Source organism: Psychrobacillus sp. FSL K6-1267, from assembly GCF_038003265.1.
In the GTDB taxonomy this organism is placed as follows: Bacteria; Bacillota; Bacilli; order Bacillales_A; family Planococcaceae; genus Psychrobacillus; species Psychrobacillus faecigallinarum.
This window is the reverse complement of sequence record NZ_JBBOOR010000001.1, coordinates 3,697,058-3,723,011: the sequence shown is the minus strand read 5'-3', so window position 1 is coordinate 3,723,011 and position 25,954 is coordinate 3,697,058. Positions and strand designations below refer to the sequence as shown.

Genomic DNA, 25,954 nt, shown 5'->3' with positions numbered 1-25,954 from the left:
TTCATTTAGAGACTTACATTAGATTATTTTATAAGAAATTGAACGGATGAGCAGGGGTTAAATGCATTTCGTCGAATTATGTCATAGATAGATAAAGGGGGTAATTATTTGAAAAAGGGTTGGAAGGTAGCTGTCTGGATAATTGGGATTCTAGTAACTATTGTAATTGTGGGGGTGGTTGGTTTAAATGTTTTTTTGTCTAACACTAAACCTATTATTCGTGGTGAGCTGGCTGTAGATGTGTTGGATGAAGAAGTGAAGGTAACAAGGGATCAGGATGGGGTTCCTCATCTTAAAGCGCAGAGCGATGCAGATCTTTATCGCGCTCAAGGATTTGTTCAGGCGCAAGATCGTTTGTTTCAAATGGATTTAGCTAGACGACAGGCAAGTGGTCAGCTTGCTGAGGTAGTGGGCAAAGGCGCGTTGGATACAGATAAATTCTTTTTGACTTTTAGCCTACGAGATGCAGCAGAAAAATCCTATGCAGGCTATAGTGATGAGGCAAAGCAAGTGCTGGATTGGTATTCAGAAGGAGTAAATGAATTCATTGATTATGCGATAAAAGAGGGCAAGCTTAGTTATGAATTTAAATTACTAGGCTATGAGCCGAGAGAATGGTCTCCGGTTGATTCCTTAACAATTGGAAAGTTTATGGCTTATGATTTAGGTGGTAACTGGTCAAGCTTAGCAATCAGGCATTGGGCAATCAATGAGTTCGAGCAAGAGAAAGCAGAAGAGCTTTTTATAACTTATCCTGAGGATTCACCATCTATTATTGAAGCAAATCTGAAGAACCCAGTTACTGTTAGTGGCCGTTTTGATGCTACTGTACTGCCGAATGAATTTAATGGCAGTAATAACTGGGTAGTAAGTGGTGAGAAGACTGCTAGCGGAATGCCGCTTTTAGCGGATGACCCACATTTAGGGCTTAGCACACCATCCATATGGTACCAAATGCATTTAGAATCACCAAACCAAAATGTGAGCGGAGTAATTTTTGCAGGAATCCCTGGTATTATATTGGGCCATAACGAAGAGGTTGCATGGGGAGTTACGAATGTAGGTCCAGATGTACAGGACTTATATATAGAAACACCGAACCCTGACAATCGTACGGAATTTATGTATGAAGGTAAATGGGAGAAAGCAGATATACGGAAAACGAACATAAAAGTAAAGGGAGAAGAGGATGTGCCATTTGAGGTTGTAGTGACTCGGCATGGACCAATCATCTCTGATGTGCTGTTCAAGGAGGAGGAAGCTTCAGGTCTATTCTCTATGCAGTGGACAGCGCTAGAGCCTACTTTAGAATTACAGGCAATATTGAGGATGAATAAGTCATCTAATTGGGATGAGTTTGAGAATGCACTAGAAGATTTTCATGCCCCTGCACAAAACTTTGTATTTGCTGCGAAGGACGGAACAATTGCTTATAAAGCAAATGGTAGAATTCCATTACGTAAAACAGGGGATGGACAGCTACCGGTTCCAGGAGATTCAAATGAATTCGGATGGACTGGATATGTTCCTTACAATGAGTTACCCACGGTTGTAAACCCGGAGAAAGGTTTTATCGCAACAGCGAATAATGAGGTAGTAGATGACTCTTATCCATATCATATAACTGATTTTTGGGCTCAATCCTATCGCTACGAAAGAATTGCCGAAGTGCTTGAGGGCAAGGATGACGTTACTAAAGAAGATATGATGGACCTTCAGATGGACCAAGAAAACTTATATGCAAGGGAATTTTTAGCTTCGATGGTAGAGTCGGTGGAAAAACAAGATAGCAATGAGCAATACAAGGATGTATTAGTCATGTTAAAGAATTGGGACCAAGTGGACGATAAAGATCAGTCCGCCCCATTAGTTTTCCACAAATGGATGAAACAGCTTCCAAAAACTTTATTTGAAGGGCAAATGCCCGAGGACGTCTATGCAATGTTACCGGGCAAGGGTAATATTTCTGATCAATTATTAAGAAAGGGTTATCAAAACGAAGCCAGTGCTTGGTTAGAAGAGTATGGTGGGATTGATAAATGGGTCTACGATTCCTTTGTGATTACTGTGAAAGAGATAGAAGAGGATTTTGGTGAAAATGAAGACAAATGGAAATGGGGAGATTTCCACCAATTAACCTTCGATCACCCAATCTCAAGTGCCTCTCCAATACTTGCCTATTTCTTAAATCCTAAGCCGGTGCCTATTGGAGGGTCTAATATTACCGTTCAAGCTGCAGGCTATGGTGAAGATGGTAGTGTAGATCACGGTGCCTCTTGGAGGTTTGTTGCCGATTTGTCTGACCTTTCAGAGGCGTACCATATTGTAGGTCCGGGCCAAGTTGGTCATGTTAAATCTGATTGGTATCACAGCCAGGTAAGAGACTGGGCAGATGGTAATTATCACACCACGGTAATTGATGGAGATATAGATGAAGGCTTTGAATTGATATTAAAAGCTAATTAGAAGATGGAAAGACAGCTAGGGAACCGAGAATTTTTCTCTCGGTTCCTTTTTTAGTGAAAAATATTCAGAGCACCTGCATTTATATGAAACATACCATTCCGACACAGCCTATGATTGTAGCGGCAGGCGACGACTCCGACGGGATTAGGGAGACAGCTAAGACATCACAAACGGAGCGAATGCGACGGTGATGGCTTAATGCTCCTCCCGCGGAAAGCGTTCGCCTAAAGCGGAAATCCGCAATCTAAAAGTTACTTTATAAAAATTTTACTTTCTTCCCGATTTGTTAGTCATAATCTGAAGGATTGTTCAATATCCTTACAAAATCAAATTACATTCAAATTTGTATTTGAATATAGTTGCTTTTCGAATTATCTGAACATATAATGAGGGTAATAATCAAACGACTATTTGAATGAGGTGCCCATATGCAATCAAAGGATATATGTGAGGTAACAAAAGTAAATGAAAAAATAGTAGGAGAGGTGAAGCAACAGCTTCCGGATTTAACAAAGGTTGTACCTCTCTTTAAAGCATTAGCTGACGAAACAAGGCTTAAGATTGCATACGCATTAACAATTGAAGAAGAACTATGTGTATGTGATGTGAGTGAAATAATTGGATCATCAGTGGCAACAGCTTCCCATCATCTTCGTTTTCTCAGAGATCTATCTCTAGCAAAATCTCGTCGCAAGGGAAAATTAGTTTATTATTCTTTAGCTGATCATCACGTGAATGAATTAGTTAAAATCGCATATGAGCATTCGGTTGAAGAGGAGCTGGGTTCAATTGAACAACTTAGATAAAAAAGAGTACCGCTTAGAAAACCTATCATGCGCCAACTGTGCTATGAAATTCGAAAAAAATATTAAGAGTCTTCCAACTGTGCAGGAAGCGATTGTTAACTTTGGTGCTTCTAAAGTTTCTATCATAGGCGATGTATCCGTTGGTGATATAGAAAAAGCAGGTGCATTTGATGGAATTAAAGTCGTGCCTGTTAAGCAAAGAAAAATAGAAAAGACCCCATTTTTTAAACGGCATGAAAACGTTGTGACAATGATTTCATTTGTTTTTCTAATAGGAGGAATCATTGCTTCCTTTGTTTATGAGGAGTCTCATCCTGCAGCTCTCTCCTTATTTGTTTTATCTATCTTAATTGGTGGATTTGAGTTGTTTAAGGGTGGTCTTATTAACCTTTCTCGCTTCTATTTCGATATGAAGACACTTATGACGATTGCTATTATAGGTGCAGCTATAATTGGCGAATGGAGAGAAGGCGCAGTTGTAGTATTCTTGTTTGCAGTGAGTGAGGCATTAGAGGCATACTCCATGAACAAGGCTAGACAATCTATTAGTGAATTGATGGACATTGCCCCGCCTACAGCAACCGTAAGACGTAGCAATGAGTTAATTGAATTAGATACGGAGTTTATTCAAATTGGAGACGTACTTGTCGTGAAGCCGGGACAAAAAATTGCAATGGACGGCATTGTTTTAAAAGGCAGCTCGACAGTTAACCAAGCATCCATTACTGGAGAATCTGTACCCGTAGTCAAAAAGAAAGGCGAGGAGGTTTTCGCCGGGACGTTAAACGAAGAGGGATCCTTGGAAATACAAGTGACAAAGCGTGTAGAGGATACTACAATTGCTAAAATCATTCATTTAGTGGAAGAGGCACAGGCAGAAAAATCTCCTTCTCAACGTTTTGTAGACAAGTTTGCGAAGTATTACACACCAGCCATTATTGGTATTGCTTTTTTAGTAGCAATTATACCGCCACTTCTAGGTGAAGACTGGCAGACTTGGATTTACCAGGGGCTAGCTGTCTTAGTTGTAGGATGTCCTTGTGCTTTGGTCGTATCTACTCCAGTTGCTATCGTAACAGCTATTGGAAACGCAGCAAAGCAGGGAGTTTTGATAAAGGGTGGTATTCATTTGGAGGAGATTGGTCGTATCGAGGCAATTGCATTTGATAAAACCGGCACTCTTACAAAAGGCTATCCAGAAGTAACCTATGTACAGGCAGCTTCTGAGAAAGATTTTATACGAAATATAATGTCTATAGAGGCCTATTCACAGCACCCGCTTGCTCAAGCTATTGTTCAGTATGGGGCTAAGGAGCATATTCATCCGATAGAAGTAGAAGAGTTTCAATCAATAACTGGAAAAGGTGCCGAAGCAGTTATTAATGGTATAAAATGGTCTGTAGGGAGCGTTACCTGGATAAAAACCATTAGTTCTATTTCAGAAGAGGTTCTGCAAGCAGTTGAAAAGCTACAAACGGAAGGAAATACAGTAATTCTTGCAACAGAAGAAGGGAATTATAGAGGCTTTATTGCCATTGCAGATCCAATAAGATCCACTAGCAAAAAAGTGTTACAAAGCTTAAAAAATAATGGGATTAAGCATACTGTTATGCTAACGGGTGATGACCCAAAAACAGCTACTGCCATTGCTAGTAGATTGGGAATGACTGATGTAAATGCAGGTCTAATGCCAGAGCAAAAGCTAACTGCCATTCAAAGCTTAAAAGAAAAATACGGAGCAGTGGCCATGGTAGGAGATGGTGTCAATGATTCTCCGGCCTTAGCAGCTGCAAATGTCGGAATAGCTATGGGTGGGGCTGGTACAGATGCAGCTTTAGAGACTGCTGACATAGCTTTGATGGCTGACGACTTAGAAAAATTACCATATACAATACGTTTAAGCAGAAAAGCATTGCATATTATTAAAGAAAATATTATGTTTGCATTAGGGTTAAAGATTATTGCGCTACTTCTTATCATTCCGGGATGGTTAACATTATGGATTGCCATCTTTGCTGATATGGGTGCTACATTACTGGTAGTTCTAAATTCCTTACGGTTATTAACTACATTCAGTCAAGATAACAGCCCTTGGAAATAACACTTTCAACATATTGTTTGATAAATCCCTGTCCAGACTACAGGACAGGGAGAGAATATTTAGAACAGAATATATTTATTCATTAGGTTCGGAGGGTTATCAATGAAGCTTACAGAATGGACAATGGAGGAGCAGGAGCAGCTGATCCATTTCATGACAACGAATACATGGCCATATCACGGAAATTCGCACCCTGTACGAGAGTTGATTGAAAAAACAATTGAAGAGGGCGGTTATCAATCAGATGAAGTGAAAACCTTCTGGGTTGAGAATGACGAAGATGAAAAAGTGGGCATTGTGAAGATTTATGATCTGCAGGATGATATTCCTCTTTTCGATTTGCGTATTGCAGACGAGGCTCGAGGTAGAGGGTATGGCCCACTTGCGCTAAAAAAGATTACGGAATATGTTTTTAATCTACCGGAGGGTAAAATTCGCTTAGAAGGTCATACACGCCAAGATAATTTTGCAATGCGAAAAACGTTTGAGCGTGCAGGCTTTGTCAAAGAGGCACAGCTCCGACAAGCATGGTTTTCTCCAAAAGAAAGTTCATACTACGATGCTGTTACATATGGAATGACGAGAGACGATTTTATGAAGGGTACCTCAACCCCGGTTAAGTGGGATGATGACTTTCATATAATTGAAAAAGTAAAAGAGGAATTAGTTTTTCCAGAGGAATTTTATACGGAGCGATTAATCATCCGAGCTCCTAAAGTTGAGGATGCAGAAGCAGTGCAAAGAGCGGTAGTTGCTTCTCAAGATGCTTTAAAAGACTGGATGCCTTGGGCACAAGAAAAGGAATCCATTGAACAAAGAGTGCGAAATCTTCGTCAAGCAGTAGCAGATTTCATCACGCGAAAGGATCTACGACTTCATTTATTTTTAAAGGAAACAGGAGAATTCGTAGGATGTTCTGGACTCCATCGTATAGACTGGGATGTCCGAAAATTTGAAATTGGCTATTGGATTGATAGTAAATTTGAGGGTAAAGGCTTGATGACAGAGGCAGTCGAACGCATTACAACCTTTGCCTTTGAGGAGCTAAAAGCTAATCGAGTTGAGATTCGTTGTGATAGTGAGAATGTCCGAAGTCGATCTGTTGCTGAAAGACTTGGCTATACTCTAGAGGGGACTCTCCATCATGATTCTTTGTCTGCTGATGGTAAGAGTTTAAGAGATACGTGTATTTATGCTAAAACCAAAAGTAAAGGGGTTGCCTAATGGCAACCCCTTTTGTCAGACAGCTCGTCTACCAGTGACAAGTTGAATAACGAAAATAATACCTGCAATAATTAATAGCGTGTGGATTAATCCTCCGCCAAAGTCAAGAAGTAGTCCTAACAACCATAGTACGATAAGAACTACTACTATACCCCATAAAATTTTACCCATTATTAGTCATCCTTTCTTCTTAAAATTGTTGATACGTGTTATTATTAGAAAGTTACCCCTATATACTAAGGGTTAAACATTTTTGATATTTTTGAATAATGAAAGAAGGATAGAATTGTTAACAAATGTAATGGAAGAAATCGTTCAAAGCCTTGTGAGAGTGCTGATGAGAGGAACAGAGTATCAAACTTTCTGTAAGTGTCCTCAATGTGAATTAGATATAATTGCCCTAAGCTTAAATACTCTTCCAACCCACTATGTTACAACCGAAAAAGGAAGAAAGGCTGTTTTTGAACGTATGAATACTTTAGAAAATTTAGAGTGGATTAATAAAAGAATCATCCATTCCATTCATGTCGTTGGAAAATATCCTCATAGATAGAAAAGGAGCCTTGTCATTCGATAAGGTTCTTTTATACTTTATTGCTCGGAGAATTCTAAAAAAGAACTTAGAATTTATATCTACGCTTGCATGATGCTATTATCCAATTTTTGCTGCTATTATAATGTTCATAAAGTGAAACTATTGTAAAAGCTAGGGCAATACTAACATGAATTGAGATGGTAGGTCTGTTGTAGTAAAATATAAGAAGTGATGAAAGGAAGATAAATATGCCAACACCAAGCATGGAAGACCATATCGAACAAATTTATATACTAATCGAGCAGAAAGGCTATGCACGTGTGTCTGACATTGCAGAAGCATTATCTGTACTGCCATCTTCCGTAACCAAAATGGTGCAAAAATTGGATAAGGATGGCTTTTTAATATATGAAAAATATCGTGGGCTTACTTTAACGACTAAAGGAATGAAGCTAGGAAAGAAGCTAGTGAAACGACACGAACTGTTAGAGGAATTTTTACGCCTTATAGGAGTGGAGGAAGAAAATATCTATGCGGATGTGGAAGGAATCGAACATCATCTTAGCTGGAACTCCATTGATCGAATTGCAGATTTGGTCTTACTCTTAGAAGATAATGCCTCTATACAGACACAACTTTTAGAGTTAAGAAAAGACTTAAGTGAGTAAGTATTTGTAGGAATGGAATAGAATAGAATGTCATGCAAAGTCTTGCTATATAGTTTTTGGCAGGAGTTGCTAGAAATACGTTGATATTCTTAAGGTTGACAATGCTATGACTAATCAAATGGATGAGACTAGGGAAATTGTGAAAAGAATCTCTCAGAAATTTTTTCCCAATGTATAAATACATATTATTAGCTGAGTCAAACTTCTATTGTACATAGGTCACTTGGCGAAAATTTTAAGCAAGTATGCAAAAAAAAATGGGCATAATAATGGTAACTATAATTAAATAAAAAAATTCTAAAGTACAGAATATCCCAACAAGTGATTACTATAAGAAGGATATGCCTAGTTGTTTATAATGAGGATGAATCGGTTATAAGGGAAGTAGCAAATGATTCGGAAGCACAATGAATCGAAAAGTATACTAATTGACGCCTAAAAAGTGCAAAAATTTTTTATTAGAACGAGTAGATAGTGCACTAGATATACTAAAACAAAAGGTAACGACCAATTTCATATATGGTCAGAAGGAGAGCGGTAACTTTGACAGAATTAGCATCAGGAGAAATAGTAAAATTACAAGTGAAAATGAGGGAAGGATCGAAATGGATTCTTCAGCACAAGGATATGGAGATATCTTTAAATGCTTCCGAGGCTCCAGAAGAATTACAAGTCGACGATACACTAGAGGTATTTTTGTTCGTAGATAGAAGAGGTAATCTTTCTGCTACTACACAACTCCCTACCATACAAAAGGGAACTTACGGATGGGCAAGAGTTATAAAAGTTTCAGATAAAGAAGGAGCCTTTGTAGACATTGGTACTTCTAAAGAAGTGCAAGTGAAAGCCGAGGATTTGCCAAAGATCAAAGAGTTATGGCCAACTCAAGGAGACCATTTATATATGACACTTCGAACAGATCGTGAGGGCGAATTATTTGGCCGTCTTGCCACGGAGGATCGTGTAGAGGAATTATATATAGATGCGCCAACCACACTTTTAAACAAAAATTTACTGGCAAGACCGTACAGACTACTTCCTGTAGGAACCTTCTTGCTTAGCGTTCCCGAAAATTATCGTATTTTCGTTCATGAATCAGAGCGAGTTGAGGAACCTAGATTAGGACAAGACTTAACCGTGCGTATTATTGATACGAAGGATGATGGGTCTCTCAACGGCTCTCTTCTCCCTAGAAAGCATGAACGTATGGGCGACGACGCCGAATCAATTTATCGCTATTTAAATGATGTCGGTGGGAAAATGCCATTCACAGACAAATCTACACCTGAGGAAATTCAAGAAATGTTTTCGATGAGTAAGGCTGCCTTCAAGCGTGCTTTAGGGAAGCTGATGAAAGAGAAAAAAATTAACCAACAGGACGGATGGACTGAGTTAAAGCAATAAGATTAGATAAAAAGGAGTAAGAAGCATCGATGACCATCGGAACTTTTTACTCCTTTTCACGTACTAATGATAGTACCAACCAATAGAAAGGGGTTTTAATGGAATGAAAAAAATGGTACAAGTGTACTTAGCATTTTTACTTGTCATTGGAGTACTAGTAAGTCCTATTGTAGCTTTAGCTGATACAAATGGGGAAACTGAAACTGAAGTTGTAAATGAAAAGTTTGGGGCGCCTATTGTTGTTTATGGAGGTAACCTAACTGACGATCAAAAAAATAGTGTAAAAGAGAGTTTAAAAGTTACAGATAAATCAGATATACAAGAAATTGTAGTTACAGGTAAGGACCTAGCAACCTATCTAAATGATGGAGACGCATCGGCTAGAATGTTCTCTTCTGCTAAAATTACCCGAAAAGATGCTGGATCAGGTCTAATTATTAACATCGTAACTCCAGATAACATTACTGAAGTTACGGCAGATATGTATGCTAACGCTATGCTTACTGCGGGAATAGAAGACGCGGTAGTAGATATTGCAGCTCCTAAGCCTGTAACAGGACACTCCGCCCTGGTAGGTATTTATAAAGCATATGAGGTTACAGGAGGAGAACTAGACCCGGAACGTACAGATGTAGCAAACGATGAGCTATCTGTCGCAACTATCCTGTCAAAACAAGGTGGGGTAGATGAAGAAAAGGTAACAGAGCTTTTAACAGAAATTAAAAAGCAAATTGCTGAGCAAAACCCAGCATCCCGTGAAGAAGTTGAAAAAATTGTTTCAGAACAGCTATCTAAGCTTAAAATTGAACTTTCCGATAAGGATCGTCAACTACTGATTGATTTGATGGATCGAATTCGTCAACTAGATATAGATTTTAGTAAATGGTCTGATCAGTTAAATGATTTTAGTAAAACAATCGAAGATAAATTTAACCAAATAAAAGATAATGAAGGATTTTGGCAAAGTGTTAAAGATTTCTTTAACAATCTAATCGATTCCATTCGATCTATCTTTAGTTAAATGATAAATCTACCTGTAAATTCAGGTAGATTTTCTTTTGTTAATAGCGAGGATAAATTATTTGAAGTGGAGAAGATTATTTGATAAGATAAAATAAAATAATTTATCTCGAATTCGAGATAAATGAGTGGAGGAAAATCAAATGAAATTAGCAGGAATTCATCATGTATCCGCTATTACTGCAGATATAAATAAGAATCATGATTTCTTTACGAGAATATTGGGAATGCGGTTAGTGAAAAAGAGTGTAAATCAGGATAGCCCATCCACATACCATCTATTTTATGCAGATGCAGAAGGTACTCCTGGTACAGACATGACCTACTTTGACATACCAATGGCTGGCAGAACATATCCTGGAGTGTCGAGTATTAGTAATACGGGTTTTAGAGTGAAGAGTGAAGAAGCTCTACAATTTTGGGAAAGAAGATTGCATGATTTCGGAGTTCCTCATGATAAGATAGTCGAAAGGTTTGGCAGAAAAACACTCTATTTTGAAGACTTTGAAGGGTCTAGAATGATGTTAGTTGTAGATGATGGTAAGGGTATTCCTTTTGGAAAGCCTTGGATAAAAGAAGAGATTTCTGCAGAAAATGCTATCGTTGGTTTAGGTCCTGTTACTTTAACGTTAAAGGATCCAAGTGCTACTGAACAGGTTTTAGAGCATATATTAGGCTTTGTTTTTATCGGCTCCTATCCTTCAGTTGTTACAGATGCTCCAGATATTAAGGTTTATTCAACTGGGGATGGAGGACCAGCTGGCGAGGTGCATATTGAAACTCGAAAAGACTTACCGAGGGAAAGACCTGGTAGAGGTAGTGTACATCATGTGGCTTTCCGTATTCCAAACATGGAGGATTATCCTAAATGGGAGGAAATGTTAAGAGCAAACGGATTTACAACGTCTGGTCTCGTCGATCGTCACTACTTCAAAGCTATTTATTTTAGAGAACCAAATGGAGTGTTGTTTGAGCTTTCTACTGACGAGCCGGGATTTGATACAGATGAGGATTTAGCAAAGCTTGGTGAAAAGTTAGCCCTACCACCATTTTTAGAGCCGAAGCGAAAAGAAATTGAAGCGAAGCTCCGTCCGTTGTCAATTAAATGATTGTTATGTTAAGATTCTAAAAAAGGAGTGTGTGTTAATGGATTTTCAATATAAAGAACTTGGCAATGATGTATTTGCCTATCAAGTAATAGAAGATGGGGAAAGACTTGGAGAAATTACATGGACATTACTAGGTGATGTAATGGTTATGGACCATACCTATGTTTCGAGTAAGCTAAGAGGCCAGGGGATTGCGAAAAAGTTATTAGACAGCGCCGCTTCCTATGCAAGAGAAAATGAATTGAAAATGGAGCCAGTTTGCTCATACGTAGTAGATGCATTTGCTAAATCTAACGAATATGATGATATAAAGGCATAATAAAAGGCAATCCTCTTTAATATAAAGTGGATTGCCTTTTACGTTTTAATGATTAAATAGAAGTAAACAGAACTAGAATTCCAGTTAATGCTGATGCACCTGCCAGTGTATATAAGAAGTCGGTTTGATTAAAGATAAGTTTCTTTTCCATGTAAATCTTCCTTTCTATTTTGGTCTTATTATTAAATTACCCTGTTATTAGTAGACTCAAACAGGTTTATAAAAAATATTGCAGGGAAATCAGAGATTGATGAAACCTTTTGGCTATGTTTTCGTAAAATAGCTATATCAATTAATAATAGGGGGTAAAAAAATGATTTCACGTACAGGAGAAGTTGTTTTAGGCGTAGTTGGAGCTGTTTTTAATGTAATAGCAATTATACTAGTTTCATTGATTGTCATTAATGGTAGTTCGGTAATGCAGGAGGAAGGGTTCACACAAGTCTTTGAAGAAGACATTTATAGCGATCCAGCACTAACTGCTGAAGAAGCTGCTGCAGCTACGGAATTTATGGAAGTATTTGTAGACTTGTTTGGCGTTTTTGGCTGGGCGGCTGTTATAACGTTTGTTATTAGCTTAGTATTTAATATTTTAGGAATTGTATTCGTTTCGAAAAACAAAAAGCCAAAATTAGCAGGAATCATGTTTATTGTAGGGGGAGTTTTTGCAGGAATTATCTCATTAACATCCATCGTTTTATATGTTGCTGCAATTATGTGCTTCGTACGCAAAACACCAGTTAAATTTGAAGAAGAATATTCAACTGAACAAACTTATTAAAAAAACACCGGCCTAATAGGCCGGTGTTTTTAATGGATATAAATATTTTGCGGTAGATAGAGGGTGACCCTCGAAATACTCATCAAATTCTTCTAGACATTCAAATCCATACCGTTCATAAAAAATACGAGCGCTTTCATTTTTGCTCTCTACATAAACAAATAATTGTTTTCCCACAGACATATGATTCACACCTGCTTCTAACAGCTTTCTACCGTATCCCATTTTTTGGAACTCGGGAAGCACATAAATTGCGGTGAGCTCAGCATCACCATCTTCATCAACATAAGTGAAGTTAGCAAAGCCGATAGTTTCATCTTTATATTCCGCAACTAAAAAAATTGTTTTTTCTATTCGTTTGGCTAGCATCATAGGAGAGTAAGCTTTTTCCAAAAATATTTCCTGAACATTTTCTGGTATTATATCTTTATAAGTATCATTCCAACTGATCCTAGCGATCTGTTGAATAGTAGTAATATCTTTTAACGTAGTCGCCCTTATCATTTGAAATCACCTCTTCAGCTTTTTGTAATCATAACAAAATTTCTGTCAATCTTCTATAATTAAATAGAAAAATATTGAAAATAAACATTTTTACATAGGAGGCAAACATGTCCTGGGATTTGAAGAAATTTAGTGAATTAGATATTAATTATTTATATGAAATACTAAAGCTTCGTGTAGAAGTTTTTGTCGTCGAACAAAATTGTCCATATCCAGAGCTAGATAACTATGATCAGCATGCCCTTCATCTAAGTTATAAAGAGAACAATGAAATTATTGCTTATTGCCGTATTATCCCTGGTGGACATAAATATGAAGAATGCTCTATTGGAAGAGTTATTGTGAAGGAGCATGCTAGAGGAAGAGGCTTAGCTCGTATTCTTATGTTAGAAGCTATTGAGAAAGCAGAGAGGACTTGGAATGTTCCAAGCATTAGAATCTGTGCACAGAGTCATTTGCAAAAATTCTATTATTCAGTAGGATTTCATACTATCTCGAATGAGTTCGAGGAAGACGGTATACCACATGTGTATATGATGAGGTCTACAAATTAAAAAAGGGTTATATTGTATGTATTAGGGTATATATAGTTTATCAATAAGAATATTGGAGGTAATAGAGATGGCAAAAAATAAATCTCTTTTGTTAGCAGGGCTTGCAGCAGGGGCTTATGCTTACTTTAGGAAAAAGGAAAATCGTGATAAAGCAATGGAAGCATTTAATAATACGAAAAATAAAGTAAATTCCTTTATGGAAGCTCAAAAGCAGCAAGATACTAGTAATGAAAATACAGGTAACCCAAATCCATATCATGAAGAAGATAACAGAATGGTGGATGAGGGTGCGATGACAAGCGTTCAGTATTATAATGAGGAAGAACAAGTAAAAGATGATATAAAAACTACTCCCGACAATGATGCTAAAGCGGGAGAAAAATAAACTTTTCTAAAAAGGTGCCTTCGGGCACCTTTTTTATTTTACATATATAGATATTACTGTATAATTTCTAAAAAATACCTGTTAAGTTAGAGAGTAATAAGGGGAGCAGGTATTTCCATTATTTACTCAAATAAAACTAATCTCATTTCTATATCGTCTATATTATTGATTTAGCATTTTTTTAATACTTATGCAGTTTCAAGGTAGGATATTTAGGGTACGAAAAAGAGACGATTATATTCTAAAGGAGGATGCAAAAGTGAAAAAGGCCATGTTAATTTATAATCCTTCTTCCGGAAGAGAAGAAGCTAGTCAATTTAAGGATAGAGCAATAGAGGTTTTAACTAATTTAGGATATGAGGTTATGGAAAAGGAAACTCAGAAGCAAGATGATGCTACCCATTTCGCTAAATTAGCCTGTGAAAGAAAGATGGATTTTCTTTTGGCTATGGGCGGGGACGGGACTATTAGCGAGGTAGTGAACGGTCTCGCAGAACAAGAAAATCGACCATTGTTTTCTTTTGTTCCGCTTGGAACTGTAAATGATTTTGCTAGAGCTTTAGGTATTCCTCTTGAGCCAGATATAGCAATTGAAGCGTTAAAAATGACTAATACAGAACAAGTAGACGTAGGACGTATCGGGGATAAATATTTTGTGAACGTGGTAGCAATAGGAGATATTGCAAGTAAGGTTGCAGATACTCCGGTTGAGCAAAAAACCAGATATGGTTCTATGGCCTACTTAGTAGCTGGCGCAAAAGCCTTACTCTCCAATGAAGAAGTGAAAATGACTATAGAGCATGATCAGGGTACTTGGAAGGGTACTTCTATATTAGTTTTAGTTGCTCTAACCAATTCTGTAGGTGGATTCGAGGATCTGGTTAATTCTGCTAAAATTAATGATGGGAAGCTACATGTTTTTATTATTAAACAGGCAGGCTTTACTTCAATTGCGCGTATGGGTGCTAAAGTAATGCTAGGCACATTAGGTAAAGACGAAGGTGTAGAAACTTTTAAAACAGAAAGATTACACATTGACTCGAACCGAACGTTATTTTGCAATGTAGATGGTGATCAGGGAGACTGTACTCCTCTTGATATCCAGGTTCTTCCAAAGCATTTAAATATGCTTTTGCCTAAAAAAATCTAAATAAATGAAAAAGGCTAGTTTTTTACAATTAAATGTTATAAAATGATTCTACATCCCTATAAACATAAGGTTACTAAAGAACTATAAAACTGATTAGAAAGATGAGGTTCTTATGGATAATACAGAAAAAATATTCTTAGATTACTTCACAAAAGCCTATGCCAAGGAAATGGGTATTACTAATAGAGTTAAAGGTCTCGATCAATTTTTTGAATTAGAAAAAAAGTTATTCTTAGATATGTATTCTTTCGAGATTGAACGAGCAAAAACAGTGCTGAGAGAGATTATTGATTTAATTATAGCGACTAATAATAAACAAATGATTCAAAACGTAAAATACTACTACATACAATTATCAGCTGTCATGGCTAGAAAGTTGTATGAAAGCCAGGTTCCATTAGATAAAGTTATGGCGTTTAATAATGCGAGTGTGGAAATTATTGATACCAAAATGAGTGATGCACAATTTTTACAATGTGCCGATGAACTCGTTGAGTTCTTTGTAATGGTTATAACAGAAAGAAAGAAGCCTTCTTTTGGTCACCAAACGGTAAACAAGGTCATTCTCTATATTAATGACGAAATAGAAACAAACTTAACTGTAGAAGACATTGCAAAGCAATTTAATATTAGCACTAGCCATCTATCTAGAATTTTTAGAGAACATACTGGAGTAACATTAGTAGAATATTTAAATATTCGTAAAGTAGAAGAATGTCAATACTTTTTGCGCCATACAAACAAAGCTATCTCGGAAATTTCGAATTCTTTTCACTTTTGTAATCAAAGCTATTTTACTCGTATCTTTAAAAAGTATACAGGGCTTACTCCGAAACAATTTAGGGATCATCAGGAACACCCGAACTTTAAGTATAATTTTCCAAAAGAGCCCAAAACTTATTGATTTTTCATCTAAGTAATATTTGAAAAATAGCTTCATAGAGGGTATACTCTTTATAGTTTGAAAATTGTAGGTGAAACGATGAAGAAGAAAATTAGTTTACTCTCTATTCTTGTTTTTGCAGCAGTTTTACTGAGTGGTTGTTCAGGAGTAGAAAACAAAGAAGGAACTTTTTACAATATATTTGTTCGACCTTTTGAATTTTTAATAGAATTTTTTGGGGACATTTTTAACGGTAGCTATGGGTTAGCAATTATTGCTATTACCATTATTATTCGTTTAGCTCTCATGCCTTTAATGCTTAAAAATTATAAGAATCAACAAGGTATGAAAGAAAAAATGGACAAGCTAAAACCAGAAATGGATTCAATCCAAAAGAAACTAAAAGAAACTAAGTCAAAAGAAGAGCAAATGGCTCTACAACAAGAAATGATGGGCTTATATCGTAAACATGGCGTTAATCCTTTAAATATGGGTTGCTTGCCAATGATTATTCAAATGCCAATCGTTATGGGACTCTATTTTGCAATATTGTATTCTGCAGATATTAAGTCTCATGAATTCTTATGGTATAACCTGGGATCTCCTGATATTGCTATGACACTTATTGCAGGAGCGGTGTACTTTGCACAAGCAAAAGTGTCTCTATGGACAGTTCCAGAGCAACAACAGCAGCAAATGAAAATGATGGTTTATATTTCACCTATTATGATTATGTTTATCTCATTTAGTTCTATGGCAGCGCTACCGTTATATTGGGCTGTTGGTGGGATTTTGTTGATATTCCAAACATATTTAGGACGTAAATTCTACTCAAATCATCCTGAAAAAGCAGAAAAGTCTGTATAAAACAAGGAGAAGCTTTTTGCAAAAAGAGCTTCTTTTTTTTGGCTAGAAACTGCCTCCTCGCTTTTCTCCATTTGCTAGTCGGGGCAGACATAGGCGTTTGCGTTTTACTAAGTTATGAGGTGATAAAATGAAACGAAATTGGATATTTGGTATTTTGATTGTTGCTGCGAGTATCGCATCTTTAGTATTTATTATTAAAGGGAACATTAATCTCGCTGTTTTATTCATGACAGTTATTTTTATTTTAAGTAATGGCTATCGGGCAATTGTTTTTAAGGAAAAAGGGCATATCCGTGAAGCAAAGTGGATGAGAACGATGGCAATAGTTTTCACCATCCTTTTTGTACTAGTCTTAGTTTTAATAATAAATTAAAAAACATTACCTTTCGTAGGTAATGTTTTTTTATGGAATTATACGTAGTTAGTAGGCATATTTTTTTCTAGATAGGAGAAGTATTACGATAGCTGGAATTGTACAGAAGGCCATTCCTAAAAATGCAAGTCTTGGCTCAACATCATATAAGTAACCGCCAACGAAAGTTAGGAATGCACTGCTTAGACTCATAGATAATGCGGCATAAATTCCTTGGGCTGCAGGTATAAGGCTTTTGTCCAGCGTTCGAGAAATATATTGGATAAAAGCGTAATGGGCAATACCAAATGAAACGGAATGTAGAACTTGAGTTAGGATGAATATCCAGACGGAAGGAAATAGGTAAATACTAATCCATCTGACCGTTGCGCCAATTCCGGCTAACAATAGCATCCAGGATACTTTTTTATTGGAAAATAGCTTGTCTGCAAATAGAAAGAATACAATTTCAAAGATTACTGCAACGTTTAAAACAATCCCAATATAAAGGCTGTTTACTCCAATATCCTGCAGATAGATAAATCCATAATTATTATAAGAGGCATGTGAGCCTTGAATAAGAATAGTTAAGATTAAAATAACGATAAATTGCTTAGAGGTAAATAGGTTTTTCCAATTGCCTGTGTTGTCTTTAGTTACCTGGTGAGGTAATTCGCTCAAAGAAGCAGGCATTGGCTTGGAATAAGTTATCATAATGACGGCAAGTGCTCCTAACATCGTCCATAGTATCGCTTGCTCGTCCCAAATAGCGGTTACTCCACCTATAAATAATAAGGCGACCATGAATCCCACAGATCCAAAGGAACGACTCTTCCCGTAGTGGATTTTGTCCTTCTGCATAAGTATGGAGGCACTGCTCTCCATGGCAGGTAAAAGATTTGGATATATTAAGCTAAAAGTAACAGTAATGGCTAAGAGAGAATAAAAAGAATTAAAAGGTATGTATAAAACTATAGCTGCAAAAGAGAACAGTGCAAGCAATCGTAGAACTCTCTGCATGCTAAAAAGACCCGTTGCTTTGGGAAATAAAACAAAGGTGGAGAAGGCTCTTGCTAGCATCCCTGCTCCCATTACAATACTTGCAGAGGTAACACTTAAACCTTTTGCATTTGTTAGATAGCCTGTCCAATACGGCATAAACACGCCCCACGTAAAGAAAAAAGTAAAGAAGTTGATAGATAACCATTTTTGGGATTTCATAGCCGACCTCATTGCTTTCGTATATTTATCTAATATATTATAATGCATTTTGAATTGATTAGGGATTAGTTCATTAAAAAATGTTAAACTAATAGTATCGTAAATTGGAAAGAAGGAAGAGCAAGGGATGCAATCTAGATTTAGCTTTATGAAGCAAAAGAAAAAGAAAAAATGGCCGAAAATTGTTTCGGGTATAGTCGCGGGTTTAATAGTTGTTAGTGTCGTTGCATGGATTGGTATAAATGATTGGAATATAAATAAGAGCTTAGAATCATTAGGAATTCCAACTAAGGAAGATAAAGAGGTAGAAATAGTAGAGGAACCAACAGAGTCAATAGATGAAGTGGAAGAACCACCAATGGAAGAGCCCGTAGTTGAGGAACCTGCAGAAGAAGTGGATCGTTCGGGTGCAAAAGGCTACGTGGGCAATGAAACTCTACCTGCAGAGCCTACTTATGTAGATGGAATATTAATAGCAAGTAAGAGGTACCCTTTACCTTCTACTTTTGCACCAGGAGAAAGTGCAGAAGCTAGAGAAGCCTTTGAGGCATTGGCAGCAGAAGCAAAGCTATCTGATTACGAATTAGTAGCATTTAGTACATATCGATCATTTGACTATCAACAGCAGCTTTATGATAGATATGTGAGCAATGACGGAGTAGATGCAGCGGACCGATATAGTGCCCGTCCTGGATATTCTGAGCACCAAACCGGTCTTGCGTTTGATATAGGTGAACTACATTTTGAGCAACATTTTGCCAGAGAAAGTTTTGGAGAGACACCAGCCGGCCAATGGTTGGCAGCTAATGCTCACAAATATGGTTTTATCATGCGTTATCCTAATGGAAAAGAGAAAATTACTGGCTATATGTTTGAGCCATGGCATTTCCGATATGTTGGCGTAGATCATGCAACAAAAATATACGAAGCTAACACTACTTTAGAAGAATATTTAGGTATATAAAAATACGAGATTCCAGTTATTCATTGGGATCTCGTATTTAATGTTGGTAGCTAATTGTTCATCCTATAAAATAGGAGAAATCAATCGAGAAAGTGATTCCTTAAACTTAATTAAAGATGTGCGTTGTTCGTAAAGTTCCCAAGTCAATTCGGTAGAGAGCTTCATGTCTTCTTCGAATAGCTCTGCTAACTGATGGGAAGTTTCTCGATCATAGATAAATGCATTCACCTCGAAATTTAACTTAAAACTTCTAACATCAATATTGGCGGTACCTACAGTAGAGGCTTCGTCATCAATGACAATCATTTTTGTATGCAAGAAGCCATTTTCATAAATGTATATCTTAGCACCTGCTCTGATAAGCTCTCCTACATATGAATAAGTTGCCCAATATACAAACATATGGTCAGGCTTATTAGGAATCATAATCCGTACGTCAATTCCTGATAGACAGGCGATACGAAGAGTGTCCATAAAGCTTGCATCCGGAATGAAATAAGGAGTTTGGATATATATATACTTTTTAGCCATCATTATTAGTTTAAGATATCCATTTTTAATTTGTTCCCATTCCGAGTCTGGTCCACTGGATACGATTTGTAGTCCAACAGAGCCCTTCATAGGAATAGCAGGGAAAAAATGATCTGAGTATTCAATATCATGATCTGCAGAGGCTTGGTTCCAGTCCAATATAAAGCGAGTTTGCAATGGATGTACTGAGCTTCCTTCTATCCGAAGATGAGTGTCCCTCCAGTAACCAAATTTCTTTTTCTTTCCTAAATATTCATCTCCCACATTGAAGCCACCGATATACCCAATACGCCCATCAATTACAACTATTTTACGGTGATTACGATAGTTCATTCGTGGATTAATCAGAGGAAGAATAGAAGGGAAAAAGGACTCGACGCGACCACCTAGCTCAACTAATTCTTTAAAATGCCTCTTTCTTAATGATCGAGATCCTGTGTCATCATATAGTATACGTACTTTTACGCCTTGCTTGGCTTTAGCCAATAAGACATTATATATTTCTCGTCCTAAATTATCCAAACGGAAAATATAATATTGGATATGAATATGGTCTTTCGCATTGTTCATGTCCTCTAAAAGTGCATCAAATTTTTCTCGCCCATCCGAGTAAATCTCCAATTTGTTGTCTTGTGTCAGAACAGCATGATTGTTATGCAGATGCATAACGATTAATTCCTTGTAATGGCTGGCGTCATCTAAACGAAAATCAAATGATTCATCCTCAATGGCTTCCATTTGAAAATCAATTAGTTTGTCAATGCCGATTTTATTTTTTCCTTCCCAACGGAAAAGTGTTTTACGTCGCAGCTTTCTCCCGAACAATAAATATATTCCAAATCCTAGAATGGGGATAAAGAAGAGAACTAATATCCAAGCCCAGGTGGAGGAAGCATCTCGTCTCTCTAAAAATATTAAGGCAATCGCTAGCGAGATATTCAAAATTAGTATTCCAGAAACGATAAACCCATAAATACTTGCAGCCAAAATTGCACCCCCAAATCATACATGTCTTTCTTCTCTAGTATATCCGATTTAGTTAAAAGAAAGAAGAAATGTAACATATTTAGTAAACCCATAAGCATAAGTGATTAATATTAGTGAATTTCCAGGAAAAGAAGTTTGAATTATTTGATATAATTAAATAGGGATTTTGACTTAAGGAGATGGGATTATGCTACAGGCGAGAAACCTTCAAAAGAAATTTAAAACAAAGGAAGTTGTTAAAAAGATAAATTTGGAGCTCGGTGCAGGAGAATCAGTAGGGTTATTAGGTCCAAATGGAGCAGGGAAATCTACAACTATATCTATGTTGTCTTCTTTAGTTCAACCAACTAGTGGAGATGTACTGTGGAATAATGTTTCCATTAAGGATAATCCAGAAGCACTTCGTAAAACATTAGGAGTAGTTCCTCAGGAAATTTCTTTATATCCGGAGCTTACTGCTAAGGAAAACCTGAAATTTTTTGGACGGATATATGGTCTTAAAGGTCAAATTCTAGAGCACAGAGTAGAAGATGTTCTAGTTAAAATAGGGTTGAAGGAGAGGGAGAAGGATCAAGTCAAGACTTTTTCAGGAGGGATGAAACGTAGACTCAATATCGGGGCTGCTCTGCTACACCTCCCATCGTTGTTAATCATGGATGAACCTACCGTTGGAATTGATCCTCAATCTAGAGCCTATATCTTAAATACAGTCAAACGACTAGTAGAGGAAGGTATGACTTTGCTTTACACAAGTCACTATATCGAAGAGGTTGAGTTACTTTGTGATCGAATTTACATCATGGATGAAGGAGAAATTATTGCATTTGGAACAAAGGAAGAACTAAAATCTCTTGTCTCCGGAAACCAAACAATTGAACTAAAGGGTCATACATTGCCAGTTTTATTTGAAGAGTCACTTCAGAAGCATTTTCCTGCAGCTACCGTATACCGCGAGGAGGAATCTCTCTTACTTGCCTTAGCCAAAGAGGAAGAACCACTACCGCGTATTTTTGCAATTGCTGCTGAGAATGGGGTGACCATTACTTCAGCTATAGTTAAGGTGCCTTCTCTCGAGGATGTCTTTTTACATTTAACAGGCAGAGCATTGAGAGATTAGGAGGAAGATAGGAATGTTATTGAGCCTAATTAGTAAGCAGCTAAAAATGCTTGTTCGAAATAAGCAACCACTTATTATTTTATTGGTAATGCCGATTGTTCTCATCACTATTTTATCCTCTGCTCTGGCAGGCGTTATGAACCGTACAGCAGAGGTGGCTATTCAAGCAGATTTAGTAATAGTTGATTCATCCAGCTGGGAGCAGGAAAGTGAGGAAATAAAATTATTTTTAGAGAATGAGGGGTTAGCAGGACCGGCGCAAGATTCTCTTCTTCAAACATTGGAAGAAAATGATCCTATTTTTGTTTTACAAAACTCGATTCTTTCTTCCACAGAAATAGAAAAATATCTAAAGGTAGAAAACGGAAAAGCTGAAGACCTAGGAAGCCTTCGAAAGAATGAACAAATCGATGGCATTTTATCTTTTCCTGCAAATTTTCGATTAGAGTATATAAAATATGCTTATTTCAACACGGGTGAAGAACCGAAATTTGAATTGTTTTTAAACCAAAACAGTGAAATCAGAGCCTCCATTGTCCAATCAATTATTGAGGAGTGGCAAAGAGGATATAGCCAGTCCTTAGCCCTTACGAAAGCTGGAATACCTCCAAATAAAGTTATGGGAGCAACGGAGCAAGTAATAAAAATAGAACACGTATTGCCAAAGGGCGAGCGAACAGTTCCGTCCTCTATATATTATTCAATCGGAATGCTTGTGATGTTTGCACTTTATATACCATCTTTTCTGGCGGGCTTTGCTTTACAGGAAGTACAGTGGAAGGTGTATGATCGAATTATTTTGGCAGGAGTATCTCGCACCTTATATGTACTATCTATTTTAATCACTGGAACAATTGTGGCGCTTATACAGCAAGCTTTAGTCTTACTGTATGGCAGTTTGGCATTAGGTATTGATTGGATTGGCTGGCCATCGATGGCCGTTATTGTTCTAAGCTTTAGTTTGTTTATTGGGGGACTTTCCGCTCTACTCACTACCCTTCAATTTAAGACTGGAACAGAAGGAGTTGCTAATGTATTTAATGGATTGGTCATTACTATTTTCTCCTTCTTAGGCGGTTCCTTTTTCAAAATAAGCGATATATCGGAAACACTAGCGAACATAGGGAGTTATACACCCAATGGTGCAAAGATGAAAGCAATACTCTCTATTCAATCTGGGGAAAAGCTTAGCGGAATATGGATTCATCTGAATGTACTTTATATTGGAATTTTTATATGTGTATTACTTTCCATAATTCTATTTCCGAGAAGAGGTGCTAATTCGTGAAGGGAATTTGGATTGCAAGGCTTCAGAATTTAAAAAGAAAACCATTAGTACTTATAATGATGACACTCATGACCTTAGTGCTTGCCTACGTTCTTAGTGGAGGATTAGGGAGCCAAACACCGATCTTAATTGCTTTAGATGATACATCTACAAGTAAGGAAGTTTTAGACGAGTTAAATACATTTGAGGAGTATTCTATAAAAGAGGTAACAAAGGATGTTCTTTATGAAAAAGTGGAACAAGATCCAGACTTAATCGGCGTCCATCTGACTCAAACAGCCTATACAGTTCTGACGGGTACTGAGACAGACTCTGTAAGGGAAATCTCGCTTGCTATCGAATCTGCATATAGCGAAAATGCCTTCCAACAAAAAATAATAGAGATTGGTGGAGAACTTAAATGGCTCGAGGTAAAAGAGAATCTAAGTAAACAAGAAGCCTTTCAGATGAACACAAGTGCGATGGATGAAGCACAGGTTTTTCGATATGACGGAGCACTTCAAAGTCTATTCGGATATATGCTCTTTTTTGTGTTTTACACGATTTCTACTAATGTTCAATTTATATTGGAGGATAAGCGAACTGGCGTATGGAATCGCTTAAAGCTAGCATCTATTAGTAGATTCCAATTGTATTTTGGGCATTTATCCTTTAGCTTTATAATTGGGCTTCTGCAAATGCTTTTAGTTATTTTGGTTTTTCGATTTGTGGTAGGAACCAATATGTACGGAGCACTTTTGGAAGTAATTCTTATAACGAGTATTTATGTATTATTAGTTTTAGCTGTATCATTGCTAATCATTTCTCTCGTCAAAACAGTTAGCCAAAGCGGAGTAATTATCTCGTTACTGGCAGTTGCCTTTGCCATGATAGGAGGTGCTTATTGGCCCCTTGAAATAGTACAATCGGAAGGTCTTTTGGCCATGAAATGGCTCTCTCCAATCTACTATGCAATGGAAGCATTAAAAAGAATTACCATATATGGGGAAACCTTAGGTGCTGTTTCGACGTACTTATGGATGATGCTACTACTTGCGGCTACGTTAATATCGGGAGCAATATATCTTTTAGAAAAGAAATCAGAACGTGGCCATTCAATTGAGTAAAAAGGAGGATGGGTATGTACTGGTGTAAAATAGCAAGATCAGAAAAAGAATTTGAAGCTATAGCTAGATTAAATTATGAAACATTTGTAGAAGAGATTCCACAGCATGAACCAAATCCAAGTGGGATGAGAGTTGATCCATTTCATCATGAAAATGTGTACGTGATTGTGTTAAAAGATCAAGAGCTTGCTGGAATGGTCGCCTTTAGAGCGGAGCGACCATTTTCTTTAGACAAGAAGCTAGGACCGGTGGAGAATATTCTGCCGGAAGATGCGCTTCAAGGAATGCTTTGCGAGGTTCGTTTACTGGCAGTAGATAAAAAACATCGCAATGGGCGTGTGTTTTATTATTTAGCTAGGGCGTTATCTGACTATGCATATGAGAATGGGTATGGTGCGGCTGTTATATCTGGTACGGTAAGGGAGCAAAAGCTTTACAACCAATTAGGCTTCGAACCGTTTGCTGACCCAGTAGGAGCGGAGGGTGCTCTCTATGTACCAATGGTTTTGACAAGAGAGCGTTTTGATAATTCGGTAGCTGCGCGCTTTAAGCAGAAAAGGCATTCCTTTTATCCTGGCCCAGTTCATCTAACTGCACCAATCCAAATGGCTTTTCAAGAAGATCCAATTACTCACCGTTCTCATGAATATGAAGTTATGCTCGAACGTGTGAAAAGCAGACTTTGTCAAATGAGTGGCACTAAACATGCTCATTTACTAGTGGGCAGTGGTACATTAGCGAATGAAGCGATGATAGCTCAATTGAAGGTATTAGATGAAAAAGGCTTGATTTTGACGAACGGGGCTTTTGGAGAGCGTCTTGAAAAGCAGGCGATGCGATGGGGACTAGAATATAATGTGTTGAGCTATGAATGGGGACAGACCTATCATCTAGAAACAATTGAAAGAAAACTATCTTCCGGCAATTATAGTTGGTTACTCATGGCTCATGGTGAAACTTCCACAGGAATGCTAAATAATTTAGATGAACTACAAGTAATCTGTAAACGCTATAACGTGTTGCTGTGTGCAGATTGTGTGAGTTCATTTGGTTCTCTACCGTTTTCAATGGAAGGGGTATATTTGGCAACTGGAGTTAGTGGAAAAGCGATAGGTTCTATGAGTGGCTTGTCATTTGTATTTGCTAACTCAGAAATAGTATCCTGTGAGCGAATTCCAACTTACTTGGACATAGGTTTAACAACAAATTCTGCTATTCCTTTTACAATGCCATCTCAATTCATCCTTAGCCTAGAAAATGCATTAATGGCCTATGATAATGGACAAAGATATAAGCTATTACATAAACGCTGGATGTTTATCGAGGAAGAAATAGAAAGGCTCGACATAGAACTTTTTACAAATCATAACTATCCAATGATTTTCACTATCCAGGAAAAGGAATTCCCATACCTTGCCGAGGATGCTAGAATGTCCGGCTTCGACCTGCACTACAGAAGTGATTATCTAAAGGAAAAGGGACTTATACAAATCTCTTGTATCCAGCCTGATTTCGAGCTTGCTTGGACTAAGTTTGTAAAATGGTTCGCTAATTATCGTTTATATCATGATAGTGAACAACAAAGCAGCCTGAATTGAGATGTTTTATTCAG

26 protein-coding genes are annotated in these 25,954 nt (G+C 37.3%); 22 read left to right on the top strand and 4 right to left on the bottom strand.

Going from position 1 to position 25,954, the window contains the following annotated elements:
• Positions 1-108 precede the first annotated feature (108 nt).
• From MHB55_RS19090 to MHB55_RS19075, 4 genes are all read left to right on the top strand, one after another.
• A complete protein-coding gene (locus MHB55_RS19090) occupies positions 109-2,466 on the top strand; it encodes a penicillin acylase family protein (RefSeq protein ID WP_340863836.1) in 2,358 nt (785 codons plus the stop codon).
• A gap of 428 nt (positions 2,467-2,894) precedes the next feature.
• The gene (locus MHB55_RS19085) at positions 2,895-3,272 is read left to right on the top strand and encodes a metalloregulator ArsR/SmtB family transcription factor (RefSeq protein ID WP_144539533.1); all 378 of its coding nucleotides are present in this window, start codon (positions 2,895-2,897) and stop codon (positions 3,270-3,272) included.
• Positions 3,256-5,373, top strand: coding sequence for a heavy metal translocating P-type ATPase (locus tag MHB55_RS19080; protein WP_340863835.1), 2,118 nt, complete (start codon positions 3,256-3,258; stop codon positions 5,371-5,373). Before MHB55_RS19085 ends, MHB55_RS19080 begins: the two co-directional genes overlap by 17 nt.
• Positions 5,374-5,475: 102 nt before the next feature.
• A complete protein-coding gene (locus MHB55_RS19075; RefSeq protein ID WP_191697895.1) occupies positions 5,476-6,597 on the top strand; it encodes a GNAT family N-acetyltransferase in 1,122 nt (373 codons plus the stop codon).
• Positions 6,598-6,612: 15 nt separating this feature from the next.
• Here MHB55_RS19075 and MHB55_RS19070 read toward each other — a convergent pair whose 3' ends face one another.
• A complete protein-coding gene (locus MHB55_RS19070; protein WP_144539539.1) occupies positions 6,613-6,768 on the bottom strand; it encodes a lmo0937 family membrane protein in 156 nt (51 codons plus the stop codon).
• A gap of 115 nt (positions 6,769-6,883) precedes the next feature.
• Here MHB55_RS19070 and MHB55_RS19065 point away from each other — a divergent pair, with 115 nt between their 5' ends.
• The 7 genes from MHB55_RS19065 (at position 6,884) to MHB55_RS19035 (ending at position 12,433) form a co-directional block, all read left to right on the top strand.
• On the top strand, positions 6,884-7,150 hold the full coding sequence (locus tag MHB55_RS19065; protein WP_313955903.1) for a late competence development ComFB family protein: 267 nt from the start codon (positions 6,884-6,886) through the stop codon (positions 7,148-7,150).
• A 230-nt stretch (positions 7,151-7,380) separates the two neighbouring features.
• Positions 7,381-7,800 (top strand): transcriptional regulator MntR, encoded by a 420-nt coding sequence (mntR, locus tag MHB55_RS19060; RefSeq protein ID WP_144539541.1) that lies wholly within the window; start codon positions 7,381-7,383, stop codon positions 7,798-7,800.
• A gap of 543 nt (positions 7,801-8,343) precedes the next feature.
• Entirely contained in the window at positions 8,344-9,204 is an 861-nt protein-coding gene (locus MHB55_RS19055) for a S1-like domain-containing RNA-binding protein (RefSeq protein WP_144539543.1), read from the top strand.
• 103 nt (positions 9,205-9,307) lie between these two features.
• The gene (locus MHB55_RS19050; RefSeq protein WP_186318208.1) at positions 9,308-10,225 is read left to right on the top strand and encodes a DUF1002 domain-containing protein; all 918 of its coding nucleotides are present in this window, start codon (positions 9,308-9,310) and stop codon (positions 10,223-10,225) included.
• Between the two features lie 142 nt (positions 10,226-10,367).
• Entirely contained in the window at positions 10,368-11,333 is a 966-nt protein-coding gene (locus MHB55_RS19045; RefSeq protein ID WP_191697897.1) for a ring-cleaving dioxygenase, read from the top strand.
• Between the two features lie 37 nt (positions 11,334-11,370).
• Entirely contained in the window at positions 11,371-11,652 is a 282-nt protein-coding gene (locus tag MHB55_RS19040) for a GNAT family N-acetyltransferase (RefSeq protein WP_144539547.1), read from the top strand.
• A 313-nt stretch (positions 11,653-11,965) separates the two neighbouring features.
• Complete coding sequence (locus MHB55_RS19035; RefSeq protein ID WP_225216164.1) at positions 11,966-12,433, top strand: DUF4064 domain-containing protein; 468 nt, start codon at positions 11,966-11,968, stop codon at positions 12,431-12,433.
• Between the two features lie 12 nt (positions 12,434-12,445).
• Here the strand turns inward: MHB55_RS19035 and MHB55_RS19030 are convergent, their stop codons facing one another.
• Positions 12,446-12,937: a GNAT family N-acetyltransferase gene (locus MHB55_RS19030; protein ID WP_151112464.1), complete on the bottom strand. Its 492-nt coding sequence runs from the start codon at positions 12,935-12,937 to the stop codon at positions 12,446-12,448.
• 107 nt (positions 12,938-13,044) lie between these two features.
• On the opposite strand from MHB55_RS19030, the gene MHB55_RS19025 reads away from it, so the two are divergent.
• The 6 genes from MHB55_RS19025 (at position 13,045) to MHB55_RS19000 (ending at position 17,149) form a co-directional block, all read left to right on the top strand.
• Positions 13,045-13,491 carry a GNAT family N-acetyltransferase gene (locus tag MHB55_RS19025; RefSeq protein ID WP_154312203.1) on the top strand — a complete coding sequence of 149 codons (447 nt, stop codon included), beginning with the start codon at positions 13,045-13,047 and terminating at the stop codon, positions 13,489-13,491.
• Between the two features lie 67 nt (positions 13,492-13,558).
• Complete coding sequence (locus MHB55_RS19020; protein WP_151112466.1) at positions 13,559-13,876, top strand: hypothetical protein; 318 nt, start codon at positions 13,559-13,561, stop codon at positions 13,874-13,876.
• A 259-nt stretch (positions 13,877-14,135) separates the two neighbouring features.
• A complete protein-coding gene (locus MHB55_RS19015; protein WP_340863834.1) occupies positions 14,136-15,026 on the top strand; it encodes a diacylglycerol/lipid kinase family protein in 891 nt (296 codons plus the stop codon).
• Positions 15,027-15,138: 112 nt separating this feature from the next.
• The gene (locus MHB55_RS19010) at positions 15,139-15,930 is read left to right on the top strand and encodes an AraC family transcriptional regulator (protein WP_144539557.1); all 792 of its coding nucleotides are present in this window, start codon (positions 15,139-15,141) and stop codon (positions 15,928-15,930) included.
• Positions 15,931-16,008: 78 nt separating this feature from the next.
• On the top strand, positions 16,009-16,776 hold the full coding sequence (yidC, locus tag MHB55_RS19005; RefSeq protein WP_144539559.1) for a membrane protein insertase YidC: 768 nt from the start codon (positions 16,009-16,011) through the stop codon (positions 16,774-16,776).
• A 127-nt stretch (positions 16,777-16,903) separates the two neighbouring features.
• Positions 16,904-17,149, top strand: coding sequence for a hypothetical protein (locus MHB55_RS19000; RefSeq protein WP_144539561.1), 246 nt, complete (start codon positions 16,904-16,906; stop codon positions 17,147-17,149).
• Between the two features lie 48 nt (positions 17,150-17,197).
• Here MHB55_RS19000 and MHB55_RS18995 read toward each other — a convergent pair whose 3' ends face one another.
• Entirely contained in the window at positions 17,198-18,349 is a 1,152-nt protein-coding gene (locus MHB55_RS18995) for an MFS transporter (protein ID WP_340844943.1), read from the bottom strand.
• Between the two features lie 127 nt (positions 18,350-18,476).
• Between MHB55_RS18995 and MHB55_RS18990 the strand changes: the two genes are divergently transcribed.
• Positions 18,477-19,313 (top strand): M15 family metallopeptidase, encoded by an 837-nt coding sequence (locus MHB55_RS18990; RefSeq protein WP_151112472.1) that lies wholly within the window; start codon positions 18,477-18,479, stop codon positions 19,311-19,313.
• A gap of 63 nt (positions 19,314-19,376) precedes the next feature.
• Here the strand turns inward: MHB55_RS18990 and cls are convergent, their stop codons facing one another.
• The gene (gene cls / locus MHB55_RS18985; protein WP_151112474.1) at positions 19,377-20,831 is read right to left on the bottom strand and encodes a cardiolipin synthase; all 1,455 of its coding nucleotides are present in this window, start codon (positions 20,829-20,831) and stop codon (positions 19,377-19,379) included.
• A 187-nt stretch (positions 20,832-21,018) separates the two neighbouring features.
• Between cls and MHB55_RS18980 the strand changes: the two genes are divergently transcribed.
• Genes MHB55_RS18980 through MHB55_RS18965 form a run of 4 tightly spaced genes read left to right on the top strand, consistent with a single transcriptional unit; the run spans position 21,019 to position 25,940 of the window.
• Entirely contained in the window at positions 21,019-21,948 is a 930-nt protein-coding gene (locus MHB55_RS18980; protein ID WP_340863833.1) for an ABC transporter ATP-binding protein, read from the top strand.
• Positions 21,949-21,961: 13 nt separating this feature from the next.
• Positions 21,962-23,236, top strand: coding sequence for an ABC transporter permease (locus MHB55_RS18975; protein ID WP_340863832.1), 1,275 nt, complete (start codon positions 21,962-21,964; stop codon positions 23,234-23,236).
• Positions 23,233-24,342: an ABC transporter permease gene (locus MHB55_RS18970; protein ID WP_340863831.1), complete on the top strand. Its 1,110-nt coding sequence runs from the start codon at positions 23,233-23,235 to the stop codon at positions 24,340-24,342. The genes MHB55_RS18975 and MHB55_RS18970 overlap by 4 nt, the downstream gene beginning before the upstream one ends.
• A 14-nt stretch (positions 24,343-24,356) precedes the next feature.
• Positions 24,357-25,940: an aminotransferase class V-fold PLP-dependent enzyme gene (locus MHB55_RS18965; RefSeq protein WP_151112482.1), complete on the top strand. Its 1,584-nt coding sequence runs from the start codon at positions 24,357-24,359 to the stop codon at positions 25,938-25,940.
• Positions 25,941-25,954 lie beyond the last annotated feature (14 nt).